The sequence below is a fragment of the Candidatus Paceibacterota bacterium genome, assembly GCA_041666915.1.
In the GTDB taxonomy this organism is placed as follows: domain Bacteria; phylum Patescibacteriota; class Minisyncoccia; order Phycocordibacterales; family PALSA-1337; genus C7867-002.
Genome location: JBAYFZ010000001.1, coordinates 217200 through 230412, shown reverse-complemented (window position 1 = coordinate 230412; position 13213 = coordinate 217200). Strand labels below are relative to the sequence as shown.

15 protein-coding genes and 1 tRNA gene are annotated in these 13213 nt (G+C 38.2%); 12 read left to right on the top strand and 4 right to left on the bottom strand.

Annotated features, from left to right (window positions below):
• Positions 1-22: 22 nt before the first annotated feature.
• Entirely contained in the window at positions 23-1015 is a 993-nt protein-coding gene (locus WCS89_01310) for a hypothetical protein (GenBank protein ID MFA6554125.1), read from the bottom strand.
• Positions 1016-1550: 535 nt separating this feature from the next.
• Here WCS89_01310 and dnaX point away from each other — a divergent pair.
• Positions 1551-2603: a DNA polymerase III subunit gamma/tau gene (gene dnaX, locus WCS89_01305; GenBank protein MFA6554124.1), complete on the top strand. Its 1053-nt coding sequence runs from the start codon at positions 1551-1553 to the stop codon at positions 2601-2603.
• A 117-nt stretch (positions 2604-2720) separates the two neighbouring features.
• Positions 2721-2791: transfer RNA gene (locus tag WCS89_01300), tRNA-Gln, on the top strand.
• Positions 2792-3254: 463 nt separating this feature from the next.
• On the opposite strand, the gene WCS89_01295 is transcribed toward WCS89_01300, so the two are convergent.
• Positions 3255-4652: a recombinase family protein gene (locus WCS89_01295; protein MFA6554123.1), complete on the bottom strand. Its 1398-nt coding sequence runs from the start codon at positions 4650-4652 to the stop codon at positions 3255-3257.
• A 188-nt stretch (positions 4653-4840) separates the two neighbouring features.
• Here WCS89_01295 and WCS89_01290 point away from each other — a divergent pair, with 188 nt between their 5' ends.
• The 6 genes from WCS89_01290 (at position 4841) to WCS89_01265 (ending at position 8646) form a co-directional block, all read left to right on the top strand.
• Positions 4841-5437, top strand: coding sequence for an NYN domain-containing protein (locus tag WCS89_01290; protein MFA6554122.1), 597 nt, complete (start codon positions 4841-4843; stop codon positions 5435-5437).
• A gap of 136 nt (positions 5438-5573) precedes the next feature.
• Entirely contained in the window at positions 5574-6179 is a 606-nt protein-coding gene (locus WCS89_01285) for a hypothetical protein (GenBank protein MFA6554121.1), read from the top strand.
• Positions 6180-6184: 5 nt separating this feature from the next.
• Positions 6185-6463, top strand: coding sequence for a hypothetical protein (locus WCS89_01280; GenBank protein MFA6554120.1), 279 nt, complete (start codon positions 6185-6187; stop codon positions 6461-6463).
• Between the two features lie 154 nt (positions 6464-6617).
• Complete coding sequence (locus WCS89_01275) at positions 6618-6908, top strand: hypothetical protein (GenBank protein MFA6554119.1); 291 nt, start codon at positions 6618-6620, stop codon at positions 6906-6908.
• A 296-nt stretch (positions 6909-7204) separates the two neighbouring features.
• The gene (locus tag WCS89_01270; GenBank protein MFA6554118.1) at positions 7205-7822 is read left to right on the top strand and encodes a hypothetical protein; all 618 of its coding nucleotides are present in this window, start codon (positions 7205-7207) and stop codon (positions 7820-7822) included.
• Between the two features lie 323 nt (positions 7823-8145).
• Positions 8146-8646, top strand: coding sequence for an NUDIX hydrolase (locus WCS89_01265; GenBank protein ID MFA6554117.1), 501 nt, complete (start codon positions 8146-8148; stop codon positions 8644-8646).
• Here the strand turns inward: WCS89_01265 and WCS89_01260 are convergent.
• Complete coding sequence (locus WCS89_01260; protein MFA6554116.1) at positions 8612-9187, bottom strand: hypothetical protein; 576 nt, start codon at positions 9185-9187, stop codon at positions 8612-8614. The genes WCS89_01265 and WCS89_01260 overlap by 35 nt on opposite strands.
• A 63-nt stretch (positions 9188-9250) precedes the next feature.
• On the opposite strand from WCS89_01260, the gene WCS89_01255 reads away from it, so the two are divergent.
• Complete coding sequence (locus tag WCS89_01255; protein ID MFA6554115.1) at positions 9251-9799, top strand: nucleotidyltransferase family protein; 549 nt, start codon at positions 9251-9253, stop codon at positions 9797-9799.
• 7 nt (positions 9800-9806) lie between these two features.
• The gene (locus WCS89_01250) at positions 9807-10445 is read left to right on the top strand and encodes an HAD hydrolase-like protein (GenBank protein MFA6554114.1); all 639 of its coding nucleotides are present in this window, start codon (positions 9807-9809) and stop codon (positions 10443-10445) included.
• 69 nt (positions 10446-10514) lie between these two features.
• On the opposite strand, the gene WCS89_01245 is transcribed toward WCS89_01250, so the two are convergent.
• Positions 10515-11372, bottom strand: coding sequence for a hypothetical protein (locus WCS89_01245; protein ID MFA6554113.1), 858 nt, complete (start codon positions 11370-11372; stop codon positions 10515-10517).
• Between the two features lie 146 nt (positions 11373-11518).
• On the opposite strand from WCS89_01245, the gene WCS89_01240 reads away from it, so the two are divergent.
• Positions 11519-12229, top strand: a complete 711-nt coding sequence (locus WCS89_01240) for a tRNA-dependent cyclodipeptide synthase (protein MFA6554112.1) — start codon at positions 11519-11521, stop codon at positions 12227-12229.
• 17 nt (positions 12230-12246) lie between these two features.
• Positions 12247-13149, top strand: coding sequence for an META domain-containing protein (locus WCS89_01235; GenBank protein ID MFA6554111.1), 903 nt, complete (start codon positions 12247-12249; stop codon positions 13147-13149).
• Positions 13150-13213 lie beyond the last annotated feature (64 nt).

Here is a 13213-nt window from a genome sequence, read left to right as displayed (position 1 = left end):
TACATTTTGCTCACAATCAATCTTACTCGCAAGAAGCCTTATAAAACGTCTTTCCGTTGCCATTTACTGGTAGTGTAATGTTATTTACTCCACCTGAATTTGTAGTACCGAACAATGTCCAGTTCTTCAAATCGGTTGATGAAAAGATTTTAGTATTTGAACCTCTGGGGGTATTGATTGCAAGATTTTTGCTGTCAGGCATGCTCATTTTTGGCGGTTTTATCCTGTCACCATAATGAGTGTATACCGCTAGCGACCCGTTGGTTGTCCTGATCGTGATCCTTGCTGGATAATTGCCAACACAAAGCCATTTGTCCATAGATAGATAACCAGGCCTTGTTTGGTTTGAAGGGTTACTTGGCCACAATGCCGAAGTTTTGACGACAGAATTGGACCAACTGAATGTCCCTACACCGGTTGGCATCTCTACGGTGATGTTTAGATATTCAAGAGCGGGTATTGCAATCACTGCTTTTTCAACTAGATTTGTTGTAGCAGTTGATGGAAGAGAGAATACTTCCTTGAATGTCATAGGAGTAACCATTTCCAAAGTACCAACCTCTCTGTATACCCATAGACCTATTGGATATGATGGGGTATCGGGTCTGTCGTTGAAGTATGTAACTTCAAGCATTGCGTATAACTTTCTCCCAGGAGGATAGGCTATACCATTTGTGTAGTATCTTTCAAGTACTTTCACTGCAGCATTGGTTACATCATTTAGAAAATCATCATAGGAATCGTATCCATATGAAAATTTTCCACAGCTGGAAGGTGTCCAATTATCATTATCATTTTGGAATCCCAAACTAACCCAGACGTTCATTCCGAGGTTGTTTTTACCTACGATATAACTTTTGAATGTTGACTCGTCACCCATTGGCAGTTTGTTGGGTAACCCAGATGAATCTATGACGATACTGGATGTTGAACCAGCTCCTCTTACGTCTAGCGCAAGGGAAGCAAGGATGGTTACGATGAATATAGTAATCATCGTGTCAATTAATTTTTTCATAACTTACTCACTTTCTTTTGCGCTTTGTATTACACACAATATGTACAATACTGAAGCTGTTTTTGTTTGGAGAAACTCTGTCGTTTTGTCAACGAACGAGAGCCTAATCTGAAACCTAGTATACAATGATTGGAGTGTAAAGTCAAAAGTGGAGGTGGATAACTAAGGTTGCTCGGGTTTTTTCATACTTGCATATTTTTTCCTATGGGTGTAATGTTTTGAACGGAGTTAGATTATGAAGACTACATATAACTTGGTCCAGTTCGTGGAATGCATTCTCTTTGGAGCTACCATGAACATTTGGTTAGAAGTAGTTGGTAATATGGGTTCGTTTCAGCGATTTTCAGGGAGAGAAATCAGGCCACGCAAGAAATTGCATCATGGCCAAATATTCACCTTGAAGAATCTGGCGCACGATAAGGTTCGTGGTCAACGCTGGTAATTAAAAAATAGCCCAAAACTGAAATGGTGTCTCAAAGGCACCAAGACCGCTGTTTGCCAGAACAGCGGTCTTCCTTTATGTTATAATCGTTCCATGTCGGTATTATATAGAACCTATCGCCCTAGCAAGTGGTCAGAGGTCATCGGTCAAGACCATATCGTCTCGGCTTTGAAAGATGCTATAGCCAATAAACGTGTTGCCCACGCTTTTCTTTTTTCCGGTTCTAGAGGAACTGGTAAAACTTCAGTTGCACGCATCTTGGCAAAATCTGTTTTGGCTAGCGAAGAAGATATTTATGAAATAGACGCCGCTTCAAACCGAGGTATAGATGACATCCGTTCACTCCGAGAACATGTCTCGGTTTTACCTTTCTCTTCACCTTTTAAAGTTTATATTATTGACGAAGTCCACATGCTTTCCAAAGAAGCTTGGAATGCTCTCTTGAAGACCCTAGAAGAGCCTCCCAAACACGTTATATTCATCCTAGCGACAACGGATCTGGATAAAGTCCCTGATACCATAATCTCACGCTGTCAAACTTTCTCATTCCGTAAACCAGCAAAAGAAATAGTCCGTAAGATGGCTATAGAAGTTGCCAAGAAAGAAGGTTACGAACTTGATTCTGGTGCAGGAGATCTCATCGCACTTCTAGGTGACGGTTCATTCCGTGATTCTTTGGGAATGTTGGAAAAAGTTTTGTCTGCTTCTAGTGCTCCTCTCGACCGTGCTCGAGGCATGAAAAAAATTACTCGCGAAGAAGTAGAAGCTATCACTGGTTCTCCGAAAGCCGGTCTGGTAAATTCTTTTATTACGGCTTTAGTAGAAAAGAATGCCGACAACGCTCTGAAGGTTCTCCTTGGTGTTGAGAAAGTCGGTATCAGTATGGGATTGTTTGGTACTTTAGTTTTAGAGAAAGCTCGCTTCATTCTACTCGTTCAACATTCTGTAAGTTCTAAATCTGAGGTTAAGGAGAGGGTCTCGGCAGATGATTGGGTTTTTATAGAACAGATAGCAATGAAGAAGGGTATTACGCCTGTTGTTTTGGCGTCTCTTCTAGATGCTGTGGATGCCGTCGGTAGATCCAAGATAGAAGTTTTGCCATTGGAGATAGCGGTGGTAAAGATTTGTGAAGGAGTTTCAAAATAATAGAAGTATTCAGTTTTAAATGTAACCTTGTATATCGGCCTTTTACGGGTTAATATAAGAACAAGTTCAGATTTGAATCGTAAGATTACAGGCTGGATCAAAGGTATAACAGAATATTGGGGGATCGTCTAATGGTAGGACATCAGGTTTTGGTCCTGATTATCGGGGTTCGAGTCCCTGTCCCCCAGCACACTGATACAGTTCTTGGATATTTGATGTTCGTAACTGGGCTTTTGTTAAGCCATTTTTTTCATGTCTGTTTACTTTGATCCTAGGTAATAAACGGTACAGGCAAGTAAACAGGGGTCCAAAAGTAAACACCATCGGCGTCCAGGCTTGTTTATGATGCCAGGATATTGCTAAATTGGGAAAATGATCCCAATACTTTCCACTCGCACGTTTAAGCATCTGCGTAAAATCCAACGAAAATCAGGAATAGAATCTACTGATGAAGAAATTCATGACATGGGTGTACGGTTCCTTGGTCTCTGCCACATTGCTGCTAGTGTGAAAAATCAAGAGGAAAAAGCAGTTCAAGATTTACTCACCGAACCAGAAAAGGAAGCTCTTCAAGTTTTACGTCAGCAATATGCTGCCACTGGTAGTTTTCCTTCTGTAAGGGGACTTTCGTCGGCTTTAGGTTACCAATCGTCACGATCTGGACATGTGCTCCTGCAACGTCTTTTGAGTAAAGGATTTTTGGTCAAGCGGGGTGGGCACCTCAGCCTTGTTAGGGAATGAAAAGGGAATTTTGAGCGAAACGCCAATCTCCCTATCCTTCAGAACTATTGCTGAAAATATTGATGTAACAATTTCTCGTTGAACATCTGGACTGCTATTGGGGAATGATTGGGTAATGACTGCCAACATGCTGGTGGTATCCGGTTTTGTGCTCAAACGTCCAAAACAGGTGTTAACCCAGTGGTTGTGAAAATCGGGAAGATGCACACCTTCAAGGTGGCGAATGATCTGACGTTCCAATTCTTTTCGCTCAACTCCGAGCTCGGTACAGGCGGGATTGGAAGATTTGGTACAGTGGTAGTAGGTGTAAGTGAGGTGGACTGGTTTTACCATGTTTGCGATAGCTGTCTGGCATCGTGGACACTGCTCTTTGGAGCGGTAAGCGAACTTCAATTTACAGACTGGGCATATAATCTGATGCTTTTCCTCTGCTGTCACAGCGCCTTGGCATCCACCGCACCGGATGATTCCAGTGAAGGCAAACACCTTGCGGTTTCGTGGCATATGGCGAGATCGTGATAAAATGTGTTGGACCGTATCAAATTCTTCCTCTGTTATCATAGGGGTATGCCGACCAGTGTGCCAGTTATCACTTCCTCTTGGATATTCATAAGTGCCATGGTAAAAGGGATTTGAAAAGATGTTGTAAATGGTGCTACGCCCCAGAGGATTTCCATGATTTGTTGTATACCTCCATGCGGTATTGGCAATTTCTCTGATTTCTGGAGGTGTGTACTTTCCAGTAAGCATTAAGTCCCAGCACTTTCGGATAATATCAAATCGTTTGGGATCCTTGGCGATAACATTGCGTCCCTCGTCGTTCTCACAATTCATGTATCCTGGCGGGGTAACGCTTGGAAACCAACCAGATTCCGCTTTCGCCCGCAAACCCCGTTTTACGGTTCGGCTCAAGTCATCAACGTATTTCTGTGCCATGCCAAATTCCAGGTACATCCAGACGACATTGTCTTCGGATTGTCCGTATGTCTGTAAAGGGGTAATAATTTTTACCCCATGTTCCTTCATGGCCCAGATGATAGCACCACCATCAACAGGGTTACGAGCAAGACGGTCCAATTTCCAGCACAGGATTCCATCAGCTTCACCACGGTACAACCGTTCCATTAGAGAATTAAACACCGGACGTCCCGGTGCCTTGGCTGATTTGGCCTCGGTCAGAACAGCTACAATTTTGATTCCTTTCTTTATGGCATGCTGTTTGAGTTCATTGATCTGAGAATCAATTGATAAAATCTGCCTATCCTCGGCTTCGGTAGATTTGCGGCAGTAAACAAAATATGTGGGCATGGTTTGCGGTTTAATTAATCACCCCGAATCCTACTCTCTTTCAAAAAAGGCGCAAATCTGGGTGGTAAATCCATAATGTAATGGGTATTGACTTTAGATATACTTGGGTATACTATAATGATATACACGCCCCAGCCAGCCGCAAGGTCCGCTGGGGTTTTGCGTTATTGATATGGTAGAATACCCCCATGGAAACAGTCCTGTTAATTGATGGGGAGAATCTCAAGGGCAAAATAAGGGCCGTTTTCAGTGAGACTAAAAACAACAAACCAGTATGGCATGAATTTGATTTTCGTGGATTATTTGTGAAAGTCTTGGAAGGTTTTGTTATTGATCGTAAGATCTTCTATTTTGCCCAGATTAAAGTACATGAAGGAAGCAGGGAAAAATCCCAGCAACTCATAGAAGAGCAACGTTTGTTGAAGACTCATCTGGAAAATCAGGGTTTTGAAGTGGTTTTACGTGGACGCGTCAGGGGGCAAATGGAAGAAGGTCTGAATGGAAAGAAAGTCTTGGTTTTTAAAGAAAAGGGTGTGGATGTAAAAATTGCTGTTGATATGGTAACAATGGCTTGTGACGAATCTGTAAAAGAAATTATATTGGCTAGTTCCGATTCTGATCTGCAACCAGCCATCAAAGAAGTTCGTGCGCGAAAGGTAAGTTGTGTCTATCTTGGTTTTGAGAATCAGCCAAACAAAGGTTTGTCGTATACTACAAACAAGACCATTTTGATGCGCAATTCTGAGGTCCTCGCATTTAAGACGTGTCAGCCGACTATTGTTTAATTTATCGTTGATGGCTACATTTGGAGTAGTTGTAACTAATAATTGGGAATTTTAATAGTTGAAGAAATTTTCTTAAAAACCTTCCTTTTCTGCAAATAATATGGTAAGGTTTTGTTATGTAAATTTCCATATCGGAATGAATAATCTCGCCACTAAATTTGTTGATCTACTACCATATGTTATCTTTGTTGTTTTAGTTGGTGCAATATTAATCCCGATTGCTCATTTCGGTCTAACATACGATCATTTAATAAGCTTAATTAACGCAACAATTTGGCCAGCGATTACACTTTGTGCGCTTATCTTCTTTAGGAAAGTATTTACGTACCTTTTCTTTTCAATTGAAGAATTCAATTTTTTTGGAGCGAGGGGAAGACTTAATGATATACAAGAAATGATTAGGAATAAAGCGAATAAATTATGGGATGATGAAAAAAATCAAGAAAAATTAAATGCCGAAAGAGTTGAACATCAGAAAGAACTTGCGGAAATAAAAAACGATAGAGATCAGAGTGCCTTTAATCGTGAACGTGTGGTGAAATTTGCTGAGAAACTTATTGACGAAAATGGTAAACTTCAAAAGCAAAATATTGAACTGGTGAAAAAACAAGAGATGTTGAATCTGATTTTATCAAAAATTCCACAAACGGACTCGGAGACGGGGGTGGAGTTGGCAAGTATCGAAGAAATCAGGGATGTTGGATCTACAAACCCAGTATCTGTGACTTCAGAAATAAAATAATAATAATGAATACCTACCTTATTTCATATGATCTAGGTCAACCAGAAACACGACAGGATTATGTTAATCTTATAGCAAAGATTAAGTCTTATTCATGGTGGGCAAAGCCATTATATTCCGTATGGTTTGTAAAAAGTAAAAAAACTGCTGGTGAAATTAGGGATGAGCTAAAAGGCTTCCTTGATGCTAATGATAAATTATTGGTCATTCAGATCGTTAAACATTGGGGGACATACGGAGTATCTAAAGAAGTGAATGAGTGGATGAAGAATAATATAGAATAAGATGATATCCTTAGAAAACATAAAAGTATTTGGTGCTATTTGTATTGTTGGTCTGATTTTACTTCCAATCTTTTCAATTCCTGTTATGGGGCCTAAATTGCTAAGGTCGTTACGTCTTAGGAAATTAGCTAGACGATATAATCTAAACTTCCAAATGAAGTTTTGGTCAAACATAACTTTTGCAGATATGCCAGACCATATGGAGCAGAATGTAATAGAGGGAATTTTGAAAGGAAAGTCTGTAAAGATTTATGACTCTTTTGAGATAAATAACAAAATTAGTAACCCTCTTATGTTTGAGTCTATTTACGGAAAGAATTCTTCAAAACCATACGCTCGTAAAACAATCATTGAGATTAATGGTAAGCCAGAAATGATTAAAGGGTCATTCATATTTCCGTTTGCAACTGTTTATGAAATTAAGAGGAGAGTTGAAGTAATTTAAACAAAACAAGTAACGGTTCACTGTAAAAGTTGCTTGTCCCGGCAATTTTTGCCGTCTTTTTTCAATTCCATATATCGTCGATACTTCCCGAATGATATAACAGAAACCAATCAGATATTGTAAAGGAAGGGGACTCACAGACGCTTCTGAAGAAGTGGTATATTGCCTTGACTGCATACTCATTTATATTGCGAAATGTTCGAACATCGTCCAGCCCTGCCAGCAATTTCGCAGAAAGGTTCGGAGTCCGAAGAGCATTTTTATAAGACCCATAATGAAGAAAGCATTAAATTAATATGAAAGATCAAATTGAGAAGATTGATAATGTCTTAATCACAGCATCGATAGCCCTGTTGGCTGCCTTTGTGGTTTTATATTCCCTTCAGACGGGGCAAACTGTCTATTTCAAGATTTCTACTATTGTCTCAATCGTTCTTCTTGTTCTGTGCCTACTTCTTACGTTGTACGCTAAGTACAGGGAGTCTCTGAGAAAAAGTATCTTTGATAGTCAGAAAGATAAATGGAAATCAGATTTTGAATCTGATTTGGATAAGATAATGAAGGAATTTTATACTCCATCATTATTACAGTTCATAAAAGTAACTCTAAGCAATGAAGAAAATAAAAAGGCTTTAGAAGAAAAAACTAGAAATGTAAAAGATATATTGGAATCTGAAAGACTGCTTTGGGAGAAAGAAAATAAAAGCCAGCATGAGTATCCAAGGAAACTTTTTGCGGAGAACCAAGGTTTAAAAATTCAAAGAATGCTTGACAGTACTTTTTCAGGACCACTGAAGGAAAAGCATGCAATCGTAAAGTACCAAATTGAAATGTTATCTCAAAAACGCTTTACATTGTTCGTGCTGGGCCTCCTAGCCTTTATTGTTTCTGTAGCCGCAAAACTTTTTGCGTAAAATATTCCGAGGAGTGTCAAAATGATAAACTAAAAAACATTGGAAAAGTCTTGTGGGGTAAGGTGTAGAAATATACGAACCCGCGAAGGTCAGCTAATGTAATTAGAAAATATTTATCAAAATCAAAAATATAATGACAATCCTTCTCTGGATACTAATCAGTATTTACTTCAAATGATTTCACCTGTGTCTGGTAGGTTGTGAATACCTTGCCTTAACCCCCTCCATTCCTCTATAAACATGTTCCAACTTCGTCCCACACAGCCAGCAAAAGTTGTAGATAACCACGGTCATTTAAAAATCAAGATATCTTACATATGCATATGGAAATAAAATTCTCTCACATTAATCGTTCTGGCCAAAAACTCAACCTCATTTATCGTGAAGATAATCCGTTGAAGGATCTCGATGGAAAAATACTTCAAGCTGTCCATGCTTTTTGTTTCTATAAGGGCAAACTCGTTGTTGTCTATGCATCCGAAAAAGGGTATTGGACTCCACCGGGAGGAGGTATTGAACAAGGAGAAACATATGAAGAAGCTGTTGTGCGAGAGGTAAAAGAAGAAACGAATATGAAAGTATTAAGTCAAAAGTTTATCGGCTATCAAGACATCTATGAACCGGATAGGATCGTGCGACAGACTCGTTCAGTTTGTATAGTAGAGCCTTATGGACCATTTGAGTCAGATCCAGATGGAGATATTACAGAGATCAATTTGATTGATCCAGCTGATTACAAAAAGTATTTTGATTGGGGTGAAGTTGGAGAGAGGATTATGAAAAGAGCGCTTATTTTGAAACGTGATCTTTCAATAAATGTTTGAATTCTTCTAGTTTGTTGATTCCTTTGTTTATAACCATTTCATAAATCTCTTGTCCAGATATTTTGACACCGTTTTCTTGTCGGTATTTTTTGAATGTTAGAATAGCTTCTCGTTGCTCGTCAGATAGGGTGAGCTTCGTTACATCCATATTTTCCTTATTGAATCGATTCTGCTCAGCAATACTCACAAACCAAATATCAATTTTCCATCTAATATCGCCAATCCGTGTCTTCAAACCGATGTAATATCCATAAGGAAATTTGGGGTGAACATTACTGTCATTCCAGTCACCAATGTAATAACTGTTGAATTTGGTGGAAGCAACAATTTCATTGAACATATTCAACGTTTCTTGTTTAGTAAACTCTTTGTCGCGGAGGATGTGAATGTCAATGTCACCATGCATCATCAATCCTGCCGAGTAAGAACCGACGAACCTGACTTGACCATATTTTTCTAAAATCTGGGGTAATTTTGATGAGGCGAGTAAGTCATCCGCGAGGCTCTTGAATTTGTTACTTTGTTCAGTGAGTAGGGACATGTTGGTATTAAAATGATAACATAAACTATTCATAACCATGCAAGTCTACAACAACATAATCTAATGACCGAACAAGACATTCTAAAAATTATTGAAGATGATAAATGGATGATGGATATTTTGCACGTTGCTCAAAAATTGAATTTGCCAGATTGGATGATTGGTGCAGGGTTTGTGAGAAATAAAGTTTGGGATTATCTGCATGGATATAAAAATGAGAAGGTGCCGACAAGGGATATTGATCTCATATATTTTGACAAAAACAATATTGATGAAAATAAAGATAGTCAACTATCTCTGGAAGCCAAGGAAAAAACTGGTGTAGATTGGGAGATTGTCAATCAAGCTTATACCCATAAATGGCACAATAGAGGGTCATATAAAGATACGCAGGACGCTTTAGCTGATTGGGTAGAAATACCAACATGTATAGCGGTGTCTATGGATAATAATGGGGAACTACGACTCCATGCTTCGTTCGGGATTGATGATTTGGTGAATTTGGTTGTACGGATGAATCCTAGATGTTCTGATGCTGGGGCATACAACGATAGAGTGGTGAGTAAGCGCTGGAAAGAAAAGTGGCCGAAATTGAATATTATTTGGAATTAGATCATATATGAAATTATCAATGCATACCAACTTTATTCTCTTTGATTTTGATGGAGTTATAGTAGATTCTTTTGCTACAGCCTTTGAGGTGAAAAAGATGATCTGTCCTAATGCAACAGAAGCTGATTATAAAAAAGGTTTTGAAGGAAATATTAATGATTGGCAAAAAGCAGATACAAAACATGATGAAAAATGTCGTCACGATATTGATTTTTTTGCAGAGTATATTCCAAGAATAAAAGAACGAGTTCTGACTATTCCTGGTATAGAAAAAGTTATAAAAGAGTTAGCAAAATCATATACACTCATAGTGATTTCTTCTACACTTACAGCTCCGATACAAGGACTTTTGGAAAAATATAATCTAGCACCGTTTTTTGTAGAAGTGATGGGAAATGATGTGCACACGAGTAAGGTTGAGAAAATGAAGATGGTTTTTTCTAAATATAATATTGATTCAAATAAATGTGTTTTCATCACGGATACTCTTGGTGATATGCGCGAAGCAAAGCATGTAAAGATGGGTTCTATTGGAGTTACTTGGGGTTTTCATGATAGGGAAACTCTTATTCGTGGAGAACCTTTTAAGATTGTTGAAAAACCAGAAGATTTGGTAACGACAGTTTCAGAATATTTTAAGAAATAAGAAAAGACCTCACATTAAAAGCGTGATGCCTTTTCGTGTGAGGTCTTGAGATTGTTACTCTGCAACACTCTATTTGTAATGTCCGAAGAGTGGTCCAGAAACTGTAGCGACACCGGTAATACGTCTACCTGTTATACGTTTACCTTCTTTACAGATTTCAGCTTCCTCGTTTTTATCTTCTGTACCAGAATGTACAACCCATAAACCACCAAAATCATCAACGTAACCAGTACCGCTCTCACCTTGCCTAACATGTTTTTCAATAAGAACAAAGTTAGAAATGTTTGTTCCTTGCCTGCTTTGTACATAGCCAAGTGTATTTACGTATTCACCTGATAATAATGAACGTAAACGTGTAATTTTAGTTTTACCTATAACGACATTACCCCAGAAGTTTTGACCAATTTCGTTATATAAGAATCCGGAATATGGTTTAAGAACAACAGGTTCCGATCCTAACGAGGCAACAACAATATCACGTTCATCATGATCTGGTCCACCGAGTTCTTTACCTGTTGCAATAATACGATTGATGTAGGCTACGGGCGGATTCATTTTTTGACGTAGGGTACGTACACTTAATATTTGCGATGAGTGTATATCAGTCCGAAAGACATGTTCAGCTGTGGCTATTTGTATAACACTATTTTTATCACTGAATATTGTTCCAACACAACAGAACATCTCATTTGTCATGTTAGGGCGTTTGAAGTAGATGAAGGCTGGTTCGAAACCCGGAGCTACGTCTTTCTGTGTAATTTGTGAGCGAATATAAGATTCAATCTCAGGCTCATGGTTTGATGATTGAATTATTAGGTAATAGATGATGCCTATTAGTGCAATTATGTTTAGCACCACTATTGTTCCAATTTTTGTTCCACGGCCGTTTTTGAACTCATAACGACTAGTTATTTTCTGTTTTTTCAAGGAGGATCCTTTCTCTTTAAGGTTTATTGTTTATGTTTCTATCTGGTATTTAGATTACTATATTATGATACGTAAGTCAACACTTGGCAAGTCTCGCAAATTATCATTTTTTTCAATAAAAACATCTTTCGTAGTATACTAAGTTTATGAGGATTAATACTTATTTGAATATAACTCCAGAAGAAATAAGAGATAAACGTCATAATATATGGTTAGGTATAAGTCTTGGAAATAAATATTTTTTTAAAGATAACATTGAAAAGTATATTAAATGGGCTATTGCTAATACCAAAGATGGTGTTTTAATCGTAATACCTGATGCGTTGCATACAGTTAATTTGGAGGTATTGGATAAGCGAAGTCCTAAGCGTGCTTTGAGGAAAGCTACAAAGATTGGTGACAAGAAGAATGAAGAGATCCAAGAAATTATTGCCACTTTATCATCAGAAGATCGGAATAAAGTTCGAGTAGTGAGATGGGGTGATGTAACTCAGAATGAGATTTACAAATATAATTTACAGGCGATAAAAGACGAATTTGTAAATAATAAAGAATTTCATGATTTTATGACAGATATCGTAGTGTCTGGAAGAAGTGATCGAGTAGAGAGTATTTCAAAAATGTCCCAAGAGGAATTAGATAGACTAACAGATTATGTACTATATGAGTTACCGCTTTTTGTGAACGGAGTACATATTCAAGGTAGTGATCTAGTTTATACTCTATTACCATATCCGGGTTTGAATAAATTAGATGATTTGTGTATTGGTCTTTCGAATAGGACCATGTTTCCGCATTTGGCCGACAAATTACATTTATCAAATCATATAGGTATCGTAGAGGCTTATGTGGATTGATGTAGTATACTAACCCTATGAAAAAACCTTCTTTAATTTCAATTATCGCTATAGTAGTTATCGTCGTTGCGGTCTTTACTGTTCGTCTTTCTACCGCTCCAGAAGGTTTACAAAACGGTAACGCTGACCCAAAGGATGCAACTTACATCATTGATGGTAAAAGTATCACACTTGTAAATGGGGTGTCTGAAATAGAGATAACTCCAGTATCGGCTTCAAAAATGGTTACGAGGTACTTTGGTAATGAAGTCCGACACGATTTTAATGGTGATGGTCGCGAAGACATCGCTTTTCTCTTGACTCAAAATTCTGGTGGTACGGGTACTTTCTATTATTTAGTTGTAGCTTTGAATACCCCTAGGGGGTATGTTGGTTCAGAGGGATTCCTTCTAGGAGATCGTATTGCTCCACAAACAACCGAAATGGGTAAGGGTAATATTATTGTTGTTAATTATGCTGATAGAAAAGAAGGGGAAAGTTTCGCTGTACAACCTTCAATAGGAAAAAGCATATCTATATTATTAGATCCAAAGACCATGCAGTTGGGTGAAGTTGTTCAAAATTTTGAAGGTGAAGCTGATCCTGCCAAAATAACTTTGGATATGAAGGATTGGAGTTGGATAAGTACGGTCTATAAAGATGGCAAGATTGTAGTTCCAAAAGATCCAACGAGATTTGTTCTGACATTCAAAGGTAACAATTTCTCAGCTAAGACCGATTGTAATGGTGTCGGTGGTGAATATATAGTAAATGGCAGTAAGATTTCTTTTGAAAGGATGATGTCTACACTCATGTATTGCGAAGGTTCACAAGAAAATGATTTTTCCAAGATGATGAGTGAGGTACAAAGTTATCATTTCACCTCAAAAGGAGAATTGGTTTTCAATCTGAAACTTGATGGGGAAATGGTGTTTAGATAGTATCATCAAGGTCGGACCTTGATGAAAAAAGCGGAACCTTTTGGGTTCCGCTTGTGTTTAGTTG